Source organism: Streptomyces sp. CS113 (assembly GCF_002188365.1).
GTDB classification, from domain to species: Bacteria; Actinomycetota; Actinomycetes; order Streptomycetales; family Streptomycetaceae; genus Streptomyces; species Streptomyces tendae.
The window spans coordinates 7658203-7676844 of the sequence record NZ_KZ195574.1 but is presented as its reverse complement, the minus strand read 5'-3'; the positions used below and the strand labels follow the sequence as shown (position 1 = coordinate 7676844).

13 protein-coding genes and 1 pseudogene are annotated in these 18642 nt (G+C 72.0%); 9 read left to right on the top strand and 5 right to left on the bottom strand.

Going from position 1 to position 18642, the window contains the following annotated elements; genetic code table 11:
- Nucleotides 1-170: 170 nt before the first annotated feature.
- From fes (B9W62_RS34635) to B9W62_RS34605, 8 genes and pseudogenes are all read left to right on the top strand, one after another.
- Nucleotides 171-1502, top strand: coding sequence for an enterochelin esterase (fes, locus tag B9W62_RS34635; protein ID WP_087810864.1), 1332 nt, complete (start codon nucleotides 171-173; stop codon nucleotides 1500-1502).
- Between the two features lie 61 nt (nucleotides 1503-1563).
- Nucleotides 1564-2544 carry an ABC transporter substrate-binding protein gene (locus tag B9W62_RS34630; protein WP_087810863.1) on the top strand — a complete coding sequence of 327 codons (981 nt, stop codon included), beginning with the start codon at nucleotides 1564-1566 and terminating at the stop codon, nucleotides 2542-2544.
- On the top strand, nucleotides 2541-3326 hold the full coding sequence (locus B9W62_RS34625) for a 2,3-dihydro-2,3-dihydroxybenzoate dehydrogenase (protein WP_087810862.1): 786 nt from the start codon (nucleotides 2541-2543) through the stop codon (nucleotides 3324-3326). The genes B9W62_RS34630 and B9W62_RS34625 overlap by 4 nt, the downstream gene beginning before the upstream one ends.
- A gap of 50 nt (nucleotides 3327-3376) precedes the next feature.
- Nucleotides 3377-4606, top strand: a complete 1230-nt coding sequence (locus B9W62_RS34620) for an isochorismate synthase (protein WP_087810861.1) — start codon at nucleotides 3377-3379, stop codon at nucleotides 4604-4606.
- Entirely contained in the window at nucleotides 4603-6231 is a 1629-nt protein-coding gene (locus tag B9W62_RS34615; protein WP_087810860.1) for a (2,3-dihydroxybenzoyl)adenylate synthase, read from the top strand. Before B9W62_RS34620 ends, B9W62_RS34615 begins: the two co-directional genes overlap by 4 nt.
- Before the next feature lie 22 nt (nucleotides 6232-6253).
- Nucleotides 6254-6883 (top strand): annotated as a pseudogene (locus B9W62_RS34610) (isochorismatase family protein); the annotation flags it as partial.
- Between the two features lie 6 nt (nucleotides 6884-6889).
- A complete protein-coding gene (locus B9W62_RS40960; RefSeq protein ID WP_256976811.1) occupies nucleotides 6890-7126 on the top strand; it encodes a phosphopantetheine-binding protein in 237 nt (78 codons plus the stop codon).
- Complete coding sequence (locus B9W62_RS34605; RefSeq protein ID WP_087810858.1) at nucleotides 7123-10983, top strand: non-ribosomal peptide synthetase; 3861 nt, start codon at nucleotides 7123-7125, stop codon at nucleotides 10981-10983. Before B9W62_RS40960 ends, B9W62_RS34605 begins: the two co-directional genes overlap by 4 nt.
- An 11-nt stretch (nucleotides 10984-10994) precedes the next feature.
- Here the strand turns inward: B9W62_RS34605 and fes (B9W62_RS34600) are convergent, their stop codons facing one another.
- On the bottom strand, nucleotides 10995-12260 hold the full coding sequence (fes, locus tag B9W62_RS34600; protein WP_087810857.1) for an enterochelin esterase: 1266 nt from the start codon (nucleotides 12258-12260) through the stop codon (nucleotides 10995-10997).
- A 210-nt stretch (nucleotides 12261-12470) separates the two neighbouring features.
- Between fes (B9W62_RS34600) and B9W62_RS34595 the strand changes: the two genes are divergently transcribed.
- Nucleotides 12471-13526: a YncE family protein gene (locus B9W62_RS34595; RefSeq protein WP_087810856.1), complete on the top strand. Its 1056-nt coding sequence runs from the start codon at nucleotides 12471-12473 to the stop codon at nucleotides 13524-13526.
- A 73-nt stretch (nucleotides 13527-13599) separates the two neighbouring features.
- Here B9W62_RS34595 and B9W62_RS34590 read toward each other — a convergent pair whose 3' ends face one another.
- The 4 genes from B9W62_RS34590 to lhgO form a co-directional block, all read right to left on the bottom strand.
- A complete protein-coding gene (locus tag B9W62_RS34590) occupies nucleotides 13600-14673 on the bottom strand; it encodes an Ldh family oxidoreductase (RefSeq protein ID WP_087810855.1) in 1074 nt (357 codons plus the stop codon).
- A gap of 18 nt (nucleotides 14674-14691) precedes the next feature.
- On the bottom strand, nucleotides 14692-16401 hold the full coding sequence (locus B9W62_RS34585) for a thiamine pyrophosphate-dependent enzyme (protein ID WP_087810854.1): 1710 nt from the start codon (nucleotides 16399-16401) through the stop codon (nucleotides 14692-14694).
- A gap of 13 nt (nucleotides 16402-16414) precedes the next feature.
- Complete coding sequence (locus tag B9W62_RS34580; RefSeq protein WP_087810853.1) at nucleotides 16415-17275, bottom strand: amidohydrolase family protein; 861 nt, start codon at nucleotides 17273-17275, stop codon at nucleotides 16415-16417.
- Between the two features lie 148 nt (nucleotides 17276-17423).
- Complete coding sequence (lhgO, locus tag B9W62_RS34575) at nucleotides 17424-18623, bottom strand: L-2-hydroxyglutarate oxidase (RefSeq protein ID WP_087810852.1); 1200 nt, start codon at nucleotides 18621-18623, stop codon at nucleotides 17424-17426.
- Nucleotides 18624-18642 lie beyond the last annotated feature (19 nt).

The following is an 18642-nucleotide window of genomic DNA, read 5'->3' as shown; positions in this document are numbered from 1 at the left end:
CCCCGGGGACGCAGTGGCGGACAACTGGTGCCGAGTTGGCTGGGTGCGGGGGACACATTCCGATGGACATGTGCTTAGCTTAGGCTAGCCTTACCTTAACTGTTGACGATTTCGTCGACATCTTGCGACTTCCTGCCTGCGTTTCGACCAGCGGTTTACGGAGAACGCCGATGCCCCCGCTCGCCCACCCCACTCCTCGCAGTGCCGCCACACCGGACATCCGCCCGGTCCGGGTCACCGGCCTGCGCGTCGCGCGCCTGCTGGAGGAGACCCGGGGCGCCGACGACGTACGGCGAGCGGCCCTGGCAGCCGAGTTCTGGCGTGAGGTGGAGCGTCGGGGCACACCCCTCGTCGAAGACCTCGACGGTGCCTCCGACCACCGGGCAGTGACGTTTCTGTGGCGCGGTCACCGAGCCACCCGGCAGGTGCTGCTGTTCGGCAACCGCATCACCGACCGGGACCGGCTGGCCGATGCGCTGCTGGAGCGGGTGCCCGGCACCGACGTGTGGCACCTGGGCCTGCGGCTGCGCGCCGACCACCGCGGCTCCTACCGGCTGGCGGCCGACATCTCGCTCAAGGCGGCGCCCACGGATGCGGACGGCCTACAGCAACGGCTGCGCTCGCTCTCCGCCCACGCGGCGGCCGACCCGCTCAACCGCCGCTCCGTCGCCACCCGTTGGCGGACCGCCGACAGTTCCGTCTTCGCACTCCCGGACGCCCCGCCCGAGCCGTGGGCCGGGCGCCGGGGCACGGTGCCGGCCGGACGGGTCGAGCGGCACCGGGTACCGGGGGCCGCCCCGGTCGGCGACCGGGACGCCTGGGTCTACCTGCCTGCGGGCCACCATCCCGCCATGGAAGCCCCGCTGCCCGTTGCGGTGATGTGCGACGGCGACATGTGGTTCGGCCGGCTCGGCTTCGGCGACACCCTGGACGCCCTGATCGCCGACGGCTCGCTGCCGCCGCTCGTGGTGGTCGCGCCGGACGCCGTGGACCGGCGCACCCGCTGGCGCGACCTCGGCGGCCGGGAGCCGTTCGTGGCGTTCCTCGCGGACGAGTTGTTGCCGTGGGCGGCCGGTCGCTGGCCCCTGACCACCGACCCGTCCCGGACCGTGGTCGCCGGTCAGAGCCTCGGCGCCATGACCGCGCTGTACGCCGGTCATCTGCGGCCCGACCGGTTCGGCAACGTGCTCGCGCAGTCCGCCTCACTGTGGTGGCGCCCCGGCCTGCCGCCGCCCGCCACCGCGAAACCACCGGTGCACGGCACCCCGTGGCTCGTCGGCCGCTACGCGTCCGGCACCACCGGCCCGGTGACCGTCCATCTGGACGTCGGGCTCCACGAGGGCCCCATGGTCGACCACCACCGCGTCCTGTACGACGCCCTGCTCGCGGCGGGCCACCGTGTCACCCACCGGACCTACAACGGCGGCCACGACTACGCCTGCTGGCACGGCGCCCTCGCCGACGGCCTGGTCCGTCTGCTGGGCGCGCCCGCCACCCCCTGAACCACCTCCATGCATGTCTTCCGCATCTCTCGATTCACCCGCTACAAGGAGTTCCCTTCCCATGTCCTGTGCACATGCCGCCCGCAGAACCGTCCTGACGTCCGCCGCCGCAGTCGTGACCGGAACGCTGCTCCTGACCGGCTGCGGGAACGACGACGGCGCCAGTGACGGCGCGGGCGGCCAGGAGTCGAGCACCCGGCAGATCACCGACGCGACCGGCCGGAAGGTCGACGTGCCGGCCGAACCGAAGAAGGTCGTCACCCTCAGCGAGCCCACCCTCGACGCCGCCCTCGCGCTCGGCGTCGAACCGGTCGGCGCCACCGCCGGTCGCGGACAGCAGGGCGTCTCCAGCTACCTGGCCGACAAGGCGGGCACGGCGGACGTCGTCGCCACGGTCGCCGAGGCCGACATGGAGAAGCTCGCCGCGCTCCAGCCCGACCTGATCCTCCTCGACGAGACCACGGCGGTGAAGAAGGAGGTCTCCAAGCTGGAGTCCATAGCCCCGACCGTGGTCACCGCACAGCTCAACGAGGACTGGAAGAAGGCGTTCTCCGCAACGGCCGACGCGCTGAACCAGAAGGCCGAGGCGGAGAGGCTGCTGAGCGGCTTCGACGCCGACGTGGCCGCCACCAAGAGCAAGCTGGGTGAGAACGCCGGCGCCGTCGTGAGCGTCGTGCGCTGGCAGAACAAGGCGCCGTCGGCCGTCGGCCGCGGTGTGGGCCACGTCGGCGCCACCATCACCGCGCTGGGCCTGGGCCGCCCGAAGGATCAGCAGGGCGTGGGCACCGGCCACAGCGAGCCGGTCAGCCTGGAGAAGCTGGCCACCATCGACGGCGACTGGCTGTTCTTCGGCACGCTCGGCGAGAAGGCCGACAGTGCGAAGGCCTACGCCGAAGCGAAGAAGGTGCCCAACTTCGGCAAGCTGAAGGCCGAACGGGAGGGCCACGTCGTCGCGGTCCAGGGCTCCGCCTGGAACAGCGCCGGCGGCCCACTGGCCGCGCGGATCGTCCTGGACGATCTGACCAAGGCGCTCGCTTCGTGAGCGCCGGGCTCGACGGCCGGCTCGCCCTCGTGACGGGGGCCGGCCGGGGCATAGGCGCGGCGGTCGTCACCGCGCTCGTCGAGCAGGGCGCCCGTGTCGTCGCCACCGACCGCGCCCCCGAGGGCGTCGAGGCGCTCACCGGCGAGCGCGGAGACGGCCGGGTCACCGCCCGCGCGCTCGACGTCACCGACGCCGACGCGGTGGAGACGCTGGTCGACGAGACCGAACGCACCCTCGGTCCGCTGGACATCGCCGTCAACGTGGCCGGCATCCTGCGTGCGTCGGACGTCCTCCACCTCACCGACGACGACTGGGCGGCCACGTTCGCCGTCAACTCCACCGGTGTCTTCCACGTCTCCCGCGCCACCGCCCGACGCATGTCGGGCCGAGGGCGCGGCAGCATCGTCACCGTCGCCTCGAACGCGGCCGGTGTCCCCCGCGCGGGCCTCGCCGCCTACGCCGCGTCCAAGGCCGCCGCGGTGATGTTCACCAAGTGCCTGGGCCTGGAGGTGGCCGGGCGGGGCGTGCGCTGCAACACCGTCTCCCCCGGCTCCACCCTCACCGACATGCAGCGCGCGCTGTGGACGGTCGGCGAGGACGATGCCTCGGCCCGGCGCGTGATCGACGGAGACCTCGCCACGTACCGCACGGGCATACCGCTGGGCCGGATCGCCGACCCGGCCGACATCGCCGACGCGGTCGTCTTCCTGGCCTCCGACCGCGCGCGACACATCACGATGCACGACCTGTACGTCGACGGCGGCGCCACCCTGCGGGCCTGACCCGGCCCGTCGAGGCCCGCGGCTCACGCCATCCCCCACTGGAGACAGCCATGCCCCTTTCCCTGCACGAAACCGTGCGCGAAACGCACGAGACGCCGCACGAAGCCCAGCCGGTCTCCGCGCCGGTCGTCCCCGGCGCCGCGACCCGGCTCCTGGAGGCCTACAGTCCCGCCACCGACCGCTTCCTGGCCACGCCGCACCGGACGCTACTGGGCAGCGGCACAGCCGCCCGGATACCCGACGATTCCCGCCCGCCGGCCGAGCGGGTCCGCGAGGTGCTGGGCGCGCTGCGCCGCCCGGGCGCCCCCGCTCCGGTGGTCGTCGGCGCGCTGCCCTTCGCCTCGGAGGCGCCCACCGCGCTGGCCGTACCGCAGACCGTGCGCTGGGCTCCCCCGCTGCGCGAGGACCCGCTGATCGCCCTGCCCGTGCCCGACGAGGCGGAACGCGACTGGCGGGTGCGCGAGGTCCCCGGGCCCGAGCACTACGGCGAGGCGGTCGCGGCGGCGGTCGGTCGCATGCGGGCCGGTGAGTTCGACAAGGTCGTTCTCGCCCGCACCCTCGAACTGACCTCCGCCCGCGACCCCGACCTCCCGGCCATGCTGCGCCGCCTGGCCCGCCGCGACCCGGCCGGTTACACCTTCGCCCTGCCCAGCGGCCCCGGCCGCACCCTCATCGGCGCCAGCCCCGAACTCCTGGTCGCCAAGGACGGCGGCAGGCTCACCGCCAACCCGCTCGCGGGTTCGGCACCCCGCAGCGCCGACCTGGCGGAGGACGTACGGCACGCGGTCGCGTTGCTCGAGTCCGAGAAGGACCTGCACGAGCACGCCGTCGTCGTGGCCGCCGTACAGGAGGCCCTCGCGCCGTTCTGCGTGTCGCTGCGGGTGCCCGAACGGCCCACCCTGGTGCGTACGGCGGCCATGTGGCACCTGTCGACCACCGTCACCGGCGAGCTGGCCGACCCCGGTGCCACCGCGCTGGATCTGGCCTCGGCCCTGCATCCGACACCCGCTGTGTGCGGCACGCCGACCGAGGTGGCGCGTTCCGTGATCGCCGAGTCCGAGCCGTTCGACCGGGGCGCCTACACGGGCATGGTCGGCTGGCAGGACGCCGACGGCGACGGCGAGTGGGTCGTGACCATCCGCTGTGCCGAGGCCGAGGGGCGATCGCTGCGGCTCTTCGCCGGCGCCGGGGTGGTGGCCGCCTCGACACCCGAGGCCGAGACGGCGGAGACCGCCGCCAAGTTCCGTACCTTCCTGCACGCGGTGGGAGCCTCCCTGTGACCCTCACCCCGGGCGTGGACGCACCCACCTGGCCGGTCGAGTTCGCCGAGCGCTACCGGGCAGCCGGCCACTGGCGCGGCGAGACCTTCGGCGGCATGCTCCGCGAACGCGCCGAAGCCCACCCTCACCACATCGCCCTGGTGGACCCGGCCCCCGAACGCCGCACCTGGACCTACCGCGAACTGGACGAGCGCGCCGACCGGCTCGCCGCCGGCTTCCTCGCCCGCGGCATCGCCAAGGGCGACCGGGTCGTCGTACAGCTGCCCAACGTCGGCGAGTTCGTCGAGGTGGTCTTCGCCCTGTTCCGCATCGGCGCACTGCCGGTGTACGCGCTGCCCGCGCACCGGGACACGGAGATCGCCCACTTCTGCTCCTTCACCGAGGCCGTCGCCTACGTCGTCCCCGATCTGCACGCCGGCTACGACCACCGCGAACTGGCGTCCCGCATGCGGCATCGGGTGCCGGGCCTGCGGCACGTGTTCGTGACCGGCGACCCCGGCGAGCACACCGCGCTGTCCGACGTGCCGTGCGAACCGTCCGCTCCCTTCGACGGTCCCCGGCCGCACGAACTGGCGTTCCTCCAGCTGTCGGGCGGGACGACGGGCGTGTCCAAGCTGATCCCGCGCACGCACGACGACTACCTGTACTCGCTGCGGGGCTCCAACGAGATCTGCGGCGTGAACGCCGGCACCCGTTTCCTCGTCGTCCTGCCGGCCGCACACAACTTTCCGATGAGTTCTCCGGGTTGGCTGGGCGCGCTGTATGCGGGCGGCACGGTGGTGCTGTGCCCGAAGCCCGACCCGGACACCGCGTTCCCGCTGATCGCCCGGGAGCGGATCAGCATGACCGGGCTGGTGCCGCCGCTGGCGCTGGTGTGGACGCAGGCCGCGACCGAGACCGCGCACGACCTGTCCAGCCTGGAGCTGGCGCTGGTGGGCGGCGCCAAGTACAGCGAGCAGGCGGCCCGCCGGCTGGAACCGGCACTGGGCTGCAAGCTGATGCAGGTCTTCGGGATGGCCGAGGGCCTGGTCAACTACACCCGGCTGGACGACGACACCGAGACGGTGGTCACCACCCAGGGCCGGCCGATCTCCCCCGACGACGAGATCCGGGTCGTCGACGACGCCGGCCGGGACGTCCCCGACGGGGAGTTCGGACACCTGCTCACCCGCGGCCCGTACACGATCCGCGGTTACTGGCGGGCACCGGAGCACAACCGGCGCGCTTTCACCGAGGACGGCTTCTACCGCACCGGAGACATCGTGCGCCGTACCCCGACGGGTCATCTCGTGGTGGAGGGCCGGGCCAAGGACCAGATCAACCGCGGCGGCGAGAAGATCGCGCCGGAGGAGGTCGAGAACGTCATCCTCGCCCACCCGTCCGTGCACGACGTGTCGGTGGTAGCGGTGCCCGACGCATACCTGGGCGAGCGCTCCCTGGCCTACGTCATCCTGCGCGAGGGCGCCGAGCCACTGAAGCCGGTCGCGGTCAAACGGTTCGTGCGCGAGCGCGGCATCGCCGCCTACAAGGTGCCCGACCTCGTCGAGTTCGTCGACGAGTTCCCGCGGACCGGCGTCGGCAAGGTCAGCAAGAAGCACCTGCGCTTCGCCGCCGGCCAGTCCTGACCGCATCGAGAGGCTGTTTCCCATGGCACTTCCCGCCATCGCCCCCTACCCGCTCCCCGCGCCGGACGAACTACCCGCGAACCGCGTGTCCTGGACCGTGGACCCCACTCGCGCCGTTCTGCTCGTGCACGACCTCCAGCAGCACTTCCTGTCCGCCTTCCCCTCCGGCGAGCAGCCCCTGACCGGCATGCTCGGCAACACCGCCCGTCTGCTCAAGGAGTACCGCCGCATCGGCGTCCCGGCCGTCTACTCCGCCCAGCGCGGCGGCCAGACACCGGAGGAACGCGGGCTCCAGCTCGACTTCTGGGGCCCCGGAGCCGCCGACGACGCCGAGGCTCTCGCCGTGCCGGAGTCGGTGGCACCCGAGCCCGGGGACACCGTCCTCACCAAGTGGAAGTACAGCGCCTTCGTCCGCACCGACCTCGCGGAGCTGCTGCGCGAGACGGGCCGCGACCAACTGGTGATCACCGGCGTGTACGCGCACATCGGCGTGCTGATGACCGCCGCGGACGCCTGGCAGCGCGACCTGAGGGCGTTCGTGGTCGCCGACGCAGTCGCCGACTTCTCCCGCGAGGACCACGACACGGCACTGCGCTGGGCCGCCGGCCGCTGCGCGGTCGTCACCACCACCGACGCACTCCTGAAGGACGTCTGCGCCATGGCTCCCGCTCCGCTCACCGTGGACCGGATCCGAGCCGACGTCGCCGACTGCCTCGGCGAGGACCCGGCGGACATCCCCGTCGACGAGAGCCTCCTCGACTACGGCCTCGACTCGGTCCGCGTCATGACCCTGCTGGAGCGCTGGCGCCGCGAGCACGCCGTCACGGCCGGCTTCGCCGACCTGGCCGAGCGGCCGGCCATCGACGCCTGGGCGCCCTTGCTGGGGGCGGTATGACCGTCCCCGGACTGCCTTTGACGGCGGCCCAGTCGGGCATGTGGTTCGCGCAGGCCCTGGACCCGCTCAGCCCCGCACAGAACACCGCCGAGTGCCTGGAGATCGACGGGCCGCTCGACCCGGAGTTGTTCGCCGACGCGCTGGGCCGGGTGGTCGCCGAGGCGGAGGCACTGCGCGTCGTACGCGTCGAGGACACGGCCGAGGGACCCCGCCAGTACGTCGCGGAGGAAGTCGAACTGCCGCTGACCGTGCGCGAGACGTGCGACGCGGTCGAGGCGGAGGCGTGGATGCGCGACGACCTCGCCGAGCCGTTCGACATCACGCGCGGACCTCTGTTCCGGCAGGCCTTGTTCCGCGTCGGACCGGACCGCTGGCTGTGGTACCAGCGCGTCCATCACCTGGTCATGGACGGCTACGGCTACTCCCTGCTGGTGCGTCGCACCGCCGAGGTGTACTCGGCGCTCGTCCGCGGCGCGGAACCTCCGCCGCGCACCTTCGACACGCTCGCCGCCCTGGTCGAGGACGACGCCGCCTACCGGGCCTCGCCGGCCTTCGATGCCGACCGCGCCCACTGGACACGGGCGTTCGCCGACCGGCCCGAGGCACCGCGCCTGGCGGGCCGAGGTGCGCTGCCGTCCCGTACCTTCCTGCGCCGCAGCGCCCAGCTGTCCCCGGAGACGACCGGGCGGCTGCGGGACCTGGCCGCCCGCCTCCGCGCGACCTGGCCGGACGTGCTGATCGCGGCCCAGGCCCTCTACACCTCCCGGGCCGCCGCGCAGTCGGACGTCGTGCTGGGGCTGCCGATGATGGGCCGGATGGACTCGGTGTCGCTGCGGGTGCCGGGCATGGTGATGAACGTGCTGCCGCTCAGGCTCGCCGTCTCCCCCGGTGCGACGTTCGCCGAGCTGGTGCGGCAGGTGGTGCTCGGCATCCGTGAGCTGCGGCGCCATCAGCGCTACCGCTACGAGGAGATCCGCCGCGACCTGGGGCTGCTGGGCGAGAGCCGTGCCCTGGTGGGGCCGCTCGTCAACGTCATGCCCTTCGACTACGGCGTGGACTTCGCGGGTGCCCCCGTCCGCGCCCGGAACCTGTCCGCGGGGCCGGTGGACGATCTGACGGTCAACATCCACGACCGCGCCGACGGCCGGGGTCTGCGCATCGACCACGACGCCAACCCGGCCCTCTACGACGACGACGCCCTCGCCGCGCACCAGGACCGGTTCCTGCACCTGATCGACCGGCTCACCGGCACGGACCCGCATCGTCCCCTCGCCGAGCACGCCGTGCCGACCCCGGCCGAACATGCCCTGGTCCTGGACGAGTTCAATCGCACCGACATCGCCCTGCCGCCGACCACGCTCGTCGGACCGATCGAGTCGCAGGCCGCCCGCACACCGGAAGCCACCGCGCTGGTGTACCGGGACACCACGCTGACGTACGGCGAGCTGAACGCCCGCGCCAACCGCCTGGCCCGGCACCTCCAGTCGCGGGGCGCCGGACCGGGCGCGGTGGTCGCCGTCTCCGTACCGCGTTCGGTGGAACTGGTCGTGACGCTGCTCGCGGTGCTGAAGGCGGGCTCGGCCTATCTGCCGCTGGACCCGGACTACCCGGCGCCGCGCCTCACGTACATGCTCGAAGACGCCAGGCCTGTGTGCGCCGTCGCCGACCGCGTCGGCCGCCTCCCCGAGGACACCGGCACCGGCCTGGTGGTGCTGGACGGCCTCGACGTGTCCGCGTACACGTGGACGAACCCGGCACGGGCCCTGACCCCCGCGCACCCGGCGTACGTCATCTACACGTCCGGCTCCACCGGCCGCCCCAAGGGCGTGGTCGTTGCGCACCGCGCGATCGACAACCGGCTGCGATGGATGCAGCACGAGTACGAACTGACCACGGCGGACCGGGTGCTGCAAAAGACTCCTTCGTCGTTCGACGTGTCGGTGTGGGAGTTCTTCTGGCCGCTGCGGGAGGGCGCGGCGCTGGTCGTCGCCGAGCCCGGCGGCCACAAGGACCCCGTGCATCTGGCCCGGCTGATCCGCGAGCAGGCGGTCACCACCTGCCACTTCGTGCCCTCGATGCTCCAGGTGTTCCTGGCCTCGGCGGAGACCGGCGGATGTGGCGACGTGCTGCGCCGGGTGTTCTGTAGCGGGGAGGCCCTGCCCCGGGAGACCGCGCAGACCTTCGCGCGCGTCCTGCCGGGCGTCGGCCTGCACAACCTCTACGGCCCGACGGAGGCCGCCGTCGACGTCACCCACCACACCTGCGCACCGGCCGACGCAGGCCCGGTACCGATCGGCCGACCGGTGTGGAACACCCGCCTGTACGTGCTGGACGCCGCCTTGCAGCCTTGTCCGCCCGGCGTGCCCGGCGAGCTGTACCTGGCGGGCGTGCAACTGGCCGACGGATATCTGGGGCGGGAGGAACTGACGGCGTCCCGGTTCGTGCGCGACCCCTTCGGACCAGCGGGCAGCCGCATGTACCGGACCGGTGACCTGGCCCGCTGGACCGGCCGGGGCGAGGTCGAGTACCTCGGCCGCACCGACCACCAGGTCAAGCTGCGCGGACAGCGCGTGGAACTCGGCGAGATCGAGGCGGCGCTCGCGGCCCGCCCCGGCGTGGACGGGGCCTGCGCCGTGGTGTGGGAGGACCGGCTCGTCGGATACGTCACCGGCGGCGCCGACCCGGCGGACGTGCGGGCCGCCCTGGCCCGGGAGCTGCCCGAGCACATGGTGCCCGCGGCCGTCGTGGCGCTGGACGCGTTCCCGCTCTCCCCCAACGGCAAGCTGGACCGCCGTGAACTGCCCGCCCCGGTCTTCACCGGCGCCGGGGCGCGCCGCGCGGCGTCCGCCCACGAGGAGACGCTGACCCGGCTCTTCGCCGAGGTGCTGGATGCCCAGGGGGTCGGCCCCGACGACGCGTTCTTCGACCTGGGCGGGACCTCGCTGCTCGCGGTGCGCCTGGTGGCGCGGGTGCGGGAGGAGTTCGGCACCGAGCTGACCATCGGCTCGCTGTTCGAGGCGCCGACCCCCTCGGCCCTCGCCGCCCGGCTGGACGCCGCGGGACCGGGTGCCGATGACGCGCTGGGCGTCGTACTGCCCCTGCGCACCGAGGGCGACCGGACGCCGCTGTTCGCCGTCCACCCGGCCGGCGGCCTCTCCTGGTGCTACGCCGGGCTGACGGCGCGGCTCGGACCGGGGCAGCCCGTGTACGGCCTCCAGGCGCGCGGCCTCGTCGGTGACGAGCGGCTGCCACGCACGCTCCAGGAAGAAGCCGAGGACTACGCCCGGCAGATCCGCGGCGTCCAGCCGCACGGCCCGTACCGTCTGGCGGGCTGGTCGGTCGGCGGGGTCCTCGCGCACACCGTGGCGGTGCTGCTCCAGGAGGCCGGCGAGCAGGTCGAACTCCTCGTACTGCTCGACGCGTTCCCCGCCGAGCAGTGGCGGGAGAGGCCCGCACCGGAGGAGGGCGACGCGCTCACGGCGGTGCTGCGCATGGCGGGCTTCGACCGCACGGACGAACGCACCCGTGAGGACGTGCTGGCCACGCTGCGCCGGGCGGGCAGTCCGCTCGCCGGGCTCTCCGAGAGCGCCCTCTCCCGGATCGTGGACATCGTGCCGAACCACGCCCGCATGATGCGCGAGCACGAACACGGCTCGTACGAGGGTGACGTGCTGTTCTTCACGGCTGCCGCCCCGCGCGCCGAGGACTGGCTGACGCGGGAGGCATGGCGGCCGTACGTGAGTGGCGCGATCGTCAACCAGGACCTGGACTGCACCCATCCGCAGCTGATGCGGGAGCGGTACCTGGACGACATCGCGGCGGTGATCGCCGCCCGTCTGAAAGAACTCGACGCATGACCGGCTCCCGTTCAGCTGCCCAGGAGGGCCACGAGCCCGTCGGCGAGTTCGGTGCGCCAGCAGAGGTAGTCGTGGCCACCGTTGAACTCCCGGTAGGAGGAGTCGTGACAGCCGATCGACGTCAGGGTGTCCCGGAACCGCCGGGCCGCCGGCAGGGCCACCCATTCCTGCTCGCCGAAGGAGAGCCAGAAGCGCACCGATGGCCGCGGTGCCCCGGCGACGGTCCGGGTGAGCCACTCCGCGTCCGGTCCGGCCGGCCACCAGAACGACGCGGACTGGACGAGGGCGTTTCCGAAGCGGTGCGGCGCGCTCACTGCGGCGTAGGCGGCGGTCAGTCCGCCGAGGCTCTGCCCGGCGGCGACCGTGCGGCGGGGATCGGCGGTGAGCGGCAGTCGCCGGGCGGCCCACGGCAGCAGTTCATCGGCGAGGAAGCCGACGAACTCGGGCCGGCACGCCAGTTCGGCCCAACGCGTCGCCTCGTCCACGGCGTCCGGCAGCAGTGCGGCGACGGGCGGGATGCGTCCGTCGGCTATCAGGTTGTCGAGCAGACGGCCGATGCCGAGACGCGGCCCCCAGTGCTCGCCGTCCAGGAGGACCAGCACCGGCAGTTCCTCCGTCCGTCCCGCGCCGCCGGGCGGTTCGTACAACCAGACCCGGCGGTCGCCACCGAGGAGGGCGCTCGCCACCGCGTGCCGGGTGACGGTGCCGGGCAAGACGCCGGGTCTGGGCTCCCAGTCCATGGCGCTCGGGGCGGCGGGGAGTTCGACGTACGGGACCGGCTCACCGTCCCAGCGGCTGGGCAGAGCACGGGAGTTGTGCGGGTCGGGTCGGCGGCGGGTGCGCAACCATCGCCAGTAGGCGGGGGTTTGTGGGGTGGGACGCGGGCCGTCGCCGACGTCGTCGACGTAGAGGTCATAGGTGCCGCGCCAGTCGTGCCGCAGGCGCAACGTCCAGTGCCACACGTCCGTGCCGGGAACGTGCTCCATGAGATTGCCGGCGGGGTCGCGCGGGTCACCGAGTTTGTTCGGCAGGACCTGGACGGCGCGGGTGGCAGGTGTTCCGCGCCACAGGAACGTCACCGCCCGGTACTCCGGGCTGCTCAGCGGGTCGGTGCCGACCAGGGGCGTACCGCTCTCGCGTACGCCGGCCCAGAAGTCCTCGGTGCCGCCCGGACCGGGCAGAGCGCACACGGGGTCGGCGACCCGCGGCACGGGACGGGTCCGGGGCAACCGGGGCGGGCGGTGCGGAGTGCCCTCGGGCGGGCGGGCGGCGAGCATGCGACGGAATCCAATCGACAGCGCAATTGAGTGGCCATGGTCTCTAAATTAGGTTAGCCTTACCTTACTTGATCTGCGCATCGCATCGGTCCGGGCCCCCGTCCTCCCTTCGACGGTCGCGGCCGGCCGCCGCCCCCGTGCGACCCCCAAGCCACTTTCCCCCGCAGTTCCGGTTTCCGTTGAATCCCGAGAAAAGGGAGTTCCACCACCATGTCTCGCTCTGCCAACCGCACCCGCCGCCGCACCGCGCTCACCGCAGCCGTCGCCGTGGCGGTCGCCGCGGGCAGCACACTGACGCTCGCGGGCACCGCGTCCGCGCACACCACCGGTTCGACCGTCACCACCGCCAAGCTGACCAAGGGCCTCTATCAGTCGGCCTACTCCGAGCGGAACGACGTGCTGTGGGTCACCGCCGCCGTCGGCCGCCCGCCGGTCACGGAGTCCCACCTGCTGAAGGTCGACCCGAGGACCCTCGAGATCGAGGCCGACCTCACCCCGCCGGTCACCGACACCGCCACCGGTGCCGTCGAGGCGGTCTACGGCGTGGCCGTGGACGACGAGCACAACACCGTCTGGACGACCAACACCCGCAACAACACCGTCGCCGTCTACAGCCAGCGCTCCGGCAAGCACCTGGCCACGCTCGCGGGCGTGGCCCACGCCCGCGAGATCGTCGTGGACGAGCGGCACAACACCGTCTGGGCCAGCGGATTCAGCGACGGCACACTGGTCGCCTTCGACTCCAAGTCCCTCAAGGAGAAGGAGCGGATCACCGTCGACGGAGCGGGCCCGACCGGTCTGACCGTCAACGAGCGGACGGGCGCCCTCTACGCCGCCGACCTCAACAACGACCGCCTCATCGAGCTGAAGCGCGGCTCGCGGACGCCGCGCTTCATCGCGGTCGGCGACGGCCCGATCTCGGTGGCGCTCTCCGAGAACGGCAGGACCGCCTACACCGCCGACCAGACCTCGGGCACTCTGTCCGTGGTCGACCTGAGGAAGGGCGCCGTCACCAAGTCCGTGTCGACCGGCGCCGGCGCCCTGTCCGTGGAGACCGACGAGCGTTCCGGCGACGTCCTGGTGGTCAACCGCACCGACGCCAACGTCACCCGGGTCGACCCGCGCAAGGGTGTCGTCGAGGAAACCGTGACGACCGGCGCCAACCCCAACCATGTGGAGATCGCCGACGGCACCGCCTACGTGGTCGACAAGTCCGGGGCCACCCAGACCGAGGACACCGTGACCCGGATCCGTCTTCGCCGCTGATCCTCCCTCCCCGCGCCTGTCGAGGAGTAGCCGCCGACCGTCCTATGAGACGGTCGGCGGCCTACCGGGTGCACTACAGGGGCAGCGGCGGGGCGATGCCGTGCTTGGCCGCCTGTTGCGTCAGTTCCCTCCAGACTTTCGGCGCCACCGGCACGCCGTGCGTGCCGCGCTCCACGGCCACCGCGGCACTACGCTCGCCCGGGTAGTACACACCGTCGGTTCCAGCCGCGACCGGCAGGCCCTTCAGGGTGCCGAGAGTGTCGTCCACGGCCGCGGTGAACTCCGCCGCACCACCGCCGAAGGCGGCCGGGTCGAGGGCGATCAGCAAAGCGTTCTGGCGGTGCTTGCGACCGTCCGGGTCGTCGGAGTGGAAGGACGCGAAGATCGGGGCGCCGACCAGGACACTCGTGAGCAGTTCGAAGGCGAGCGACATGCCGGAGCCCTTGGCACCGCCCAGCGGCAGCGGCATGACCGCCTTCTCCGGGTCGGTGGTGGGGGTGCCGGCCTCGGTGGCGGCGGCGTTCTCCGGCAGCGGCGTGCCGTTCGCCTTGGCCTGTCGGATCTTGCCGAGGGCGATGGTGGCGGTGGCCATGTCGAGCAGCAGCGGCGCGTGGTCGGCGGCCGGCACGGCGATGGCGAGGGGACTGGTGGCGACGGCGGCACCCTTGGCACCGGTGTAACCCATGTTGGGCATGCCGGCCACGAAGCCGAGGCCGACCAGGCCGTGCTCGGCGATCTTCGAGACGTAGTAGCCGATGGCACCGGTGTGGACGGTGCGGCGTACGCCCACGGAGGCGATACCGAAGGTCCGGGCACGCTCGACCGCCTCGTCGGCGGCGGCGCTGAGGGCCACCGGTCCGGGGGCGCGGTCGGCGTCGATCACTGCGGCGGCCGGGGTGGTCGACTCGACCTTGAGGACGGCCCGGGCGTTGGCCACGCCCTTGGCGAGCAGCTCCAGGTAGGCGGGAACGCGGGCGACGCCGTGGGACTCGACGCCGCGCTGGGCCGCCCAGACGAAGACGTCGGCGGTGGTCCGGGCCCGATCGGGGCTCAGGCCCCCTTTCTCCAGGAGGGCGGCGGCGAAGGTGCGCAGATCGTCGGGGGCGACGCGGACCTTCCCCGGCTTGGGGGTGGGAGTGTCGGTCATGGTGCGGGGTCTCCTGGGTCAGCGGGTGACGAGGACGTCGACGACGGCTGTGGTGCCCTCCGCCACGGCCTTCAGCGCGCGCTCCAGGGCGGGCGCGAGGGCGTCGGTGGTGTCGACGGTCTCGGTGTGCATGCCGAACGGTTCGGCGAAGGCCGCGAGCCGGGGCAGCCGGTGCAGGTCGGTGCCGAGCCACTCACCGGTCTCGGCGGCGGCGCCCTCGGGGTAGAAGCGCCGGTGGTTGAGGTTCATCGACTTGTAGACGCGGTTGTTGAAGACCACGATCAGCACCGGCAGCTCGTAGGCCTTGGCAGCGTCGTACGACGGGATCACCGGGTTGTAGGTGAACGCGCCGTCACCGATGGTGAGGACCACCGGACGTTCCTCGACGGCGAGTTTGACGCCGAGCGCGACCGCGATGCCCTGGCCGAGCCCGCCCTGCACGTAGAAGTACGAGTCGGGGTCGGCGGTTTGCAGGTGCCGCTTGACGACGCGGCTGTGCGTGATGGTCTCGTCGACGACGACGCCGTCCTTGCCGTCGAGCAGTCGGCGCAGGGTGGCAGCGACCAGGACCGGGTCGACGCCCTCGGACTGCTCCGCCCTGCTCTCGGCCGCGGCGATGGCGGCCTGCTCGGCGGCGTGCCGTGCCTCCTGCGCCGACCGGCGTACGGTGACGGCCGCGTCGTCCAGGTCCTTCGCCCGCTTGGCCAGTTGGCGCAGGGTGTTGGTGACGTTGCCCTCCAGATAGACGTCCGCGAAGAGGACCTGGTAGACGATGTGCGGGCGCTGCGGCACCTGGTCGATGACGACGATCTTCGCCTTCGACGGCTTGCGGCTCGGCGGGTAGAACGGGGCGCGGCAGCTGACCAGGAGGATCAGGTCGGCCTCGTCCATCCACGGCCCGACATCGCTGCCGGCGTGCAGCGGGTGGGTGCGCGGGAAGTTGCCGCACACCGCCGAGTCGGGTTCGACGACCGGGAGGTTCCAAGCCTCTGCGAAGGCGACCAGGGCCTCGAAGCCGCCCGCCTCACGGCCGGCCGTTTCGGTGACGATCACGGGGTTCCTCGCCTCGCGGATCAAGGCCGCGACCGGGTCGACCTCTTCCGGCGAGGAGTGCGTGGAGCCCGGCGGCACGACGGGCTTGGCCTCGCGGCCGTCCCACTCCTCCAGCAGGATCTCCAGCGGGATGTTCAGGTAGGCGGGGCCCGCCGGAGCCCGCCAGGCCAGTTCAGCCGCCCGCGCGATCATCGTGGGCAGGGTGCTGATGTCGGCGGCCTCATTGGCCCACTTGGTGAACGGCTGCGCCACGTGGTGGGGGCCGCCCACGATGGACAGGTTGCGGTACCACTGGCCGCCGGGGTCCTGACCCGGGCCGTCGCCGTACGTGGTCGACTCCGAGGAGGTGACCAGCATCGGAACACCGGCGAGGAGGGCGCCGTGCACCGCCATCGAGCCCTGGAGCAGGCCCGGAGCGGCGTGCAGGAGCACGCCCTGCGGGCGGCGCTCGACCAGCCCGTATCCGGTGGCCATGCCGACCGCGACCGTCTCGTGGGTCAGATCCAGGTATTTTGGCGCCGGCTCCCCGTCGCGGTGGCGCCGGGCCAGGGACTCCCACACCGGGGCCCATTCCGACCCCGAGGAGCAGAAGATGTAGTCGGCGCCGACGGCGTTGAAGGCGGATACGAAGGCATCACCGCCGTCGGCGCCCGGCTTGTTGCTGCTGTCCGTCATCTCGTGTGCGTCCTCAGCCCTCGTACGGCCAGTTCAGGACCTCGGAGATACCGCGCCCCATGATCCATTCGAGCTCCTCGGGCGTGAAGTCCCAGTGCTTGGTGAACTGCTCGATCGTGTCGGTGTAGGTGATGCCGTGGCCGAGCAGGCGGGTGATGTCGGTGCCGTAGAAGCAGCGCTGCGGGCCCATCTTGTCGACCATCTCGCGGACGTACTTCTGGATGTTGTTGTTCGGGAAGGGCTGCGTGGAGTAGCCGGGCAGCGCCGAGACCTTCACGTAGATGTTCGGGTGGGCGGCCAGGTCGGCGGTCTCCGAGACCCAGTAGCCGATCGCGTCGTCGACGCAGCGGGCCATGATGCCCATGTGGTCGATGATGATCTTCAGCTCGGGGTGCTTGGCGGCGATCTCGCCCAGCTCGCGCTTCCAGATGGGGGCGTGGACCATGGTGGGGATGCCGAGCTGCTCGGCGACCGGCCAGTACCAGTCGTTGGTGCCGTCGATCATCCAGTTGCGGTCCTGCGGGCGGTGGAAGGTGAGCCGGGTGCCCTTGATGTGCGGGTTCTGGGCGAAGTCCTTCAGCATGGCCGTGCCCTCGGCCTCGTTGTCCTGCGGGACGCGGGCCATGATGCCGAAGCGGTCCGGGTGGGCCTCGCAGGCCTCCAGCGCGTAGTCGATGCGGTTGCCCTCCCAGGACGGCGGGAGGATCAGCGCCCGGTTGACGCCGGCCTCATCCATCAGCTCCAGGGCCTCCTCGTAGGAGAAGGGCTCCTCCCGGTGGCCGTTGAGGCGGATCCGCTCGCGGGCACCCGGGACCCAGGGACGGTCCGGGGTCTCTTCCTTCCAGATGTGGATCTGGGTGTCGACGACGAACATGTCGAACTCGCTTTCTCGAACGTTCTCGAAGGGGGTGGTGGGTGGTGTGCAACGAACGCTAGGCGGGTGAAGAGGTCTTGCCGAGAGCTTGGGATGCAAGCTGTTGTTGCGCGAAAGTGCGCTGTGAACTGGGCATTCTCGGCGTGCTTCAGGCGTCGCCGAAGACGGCGCCGACGATGTGCTCGGCGATCGCCATGGAGGCGGTGGCGGCCGGCGAGGGCGCGTTGCGCACGGCGGTGATCCTGCCAAGTCGGTGGATGCGGAAGTCGTCCACGAGGGTGCCGTCCCGGTCCAGGGCCTGGGCCCGTACGCCGGCTCCGCCACGGATCACGTCCCCCGCGCCCACGCCGGGGACGTACAGGCCCGCGTCCTTGATGAAGGCCGTGGTGGACAGCGAACCGCGGTACTCCTTGACGCCGGTGCGCCAGTGCTGGGCCGCCATCCTCCAGGAGCCCGGATAGGCGGCGAGGCCGAGCAGGTCCTTGGGGGAGACCTTGATGAGCCGGTAACCCTCCCTGGCGAGTGCCAGGACGGCGTTGGGGCCGACCTCCACCGTTCCGTCGACCCGGGGGGTGAAGTGGACACCCAGGAAGGGGTAACGAGGGTCCGGCACCGGATAGACGAGGCCGCGGACGAGGTGGGTACGATCCGGCTTGAGCAGCATGTACTCGCCCCGGAACGGGATGATCCTGGGTTCCTGCTTGTCCTGGGCGAGCCTGGCCACCGAGTCCGAGTGCAGGCCCGCGCACAGAATCAACCGGTCCATCTTCAGGCGCTGTCGGCCGGAGGCCACCTCGATGCCCCCCGGTACGTTGGTGATGCCGGTGACGGGGAAGCCGAGTCTGACCTCGCCGCCCGCGTCGGCGATGTCCTTGGCGAACTCCCGGGCGATCGCCGGGTAGTCGGTGATCGCGGTGCGCGGGGAGTGCAGGGCCGCGACGCCGCCGGCGTGGGGCTCCAGTTCCTTGATCTCGTCCTTGGAGACCCTCCGCAGGTCTGGCACGTGGTTGTTCCTGGCCCGCTCGTAGAGGTTCTCCATACGGCCCAGCTCGTCCTGGCGGACCGCCATCACGAGCTTGCCGATCTCCCGGTAGGGCAGCTCGCGGTCCTGGCAGTACTCGCGCAGCAGTGCCACGCCGCGCACCGTCAGGTTCGCCTTGAGGCTGCCCGGCTTGTAGTAGATGCCGGCGTGTACGACTCCCGAGTTGTGGCCGGTCTGGTGCAGCGAGACCTGCTGTTCCTTCTCGCACACCACGACACGGGTGCCGGGGCGCCTGAGCGCGATCTCGCGGCCCGTGGCCAGTCCCACGATGCCGGCGCCGACGATGCCGATCGTCTCGTCAGCCATCGGCATCCTCCTCTCTGTT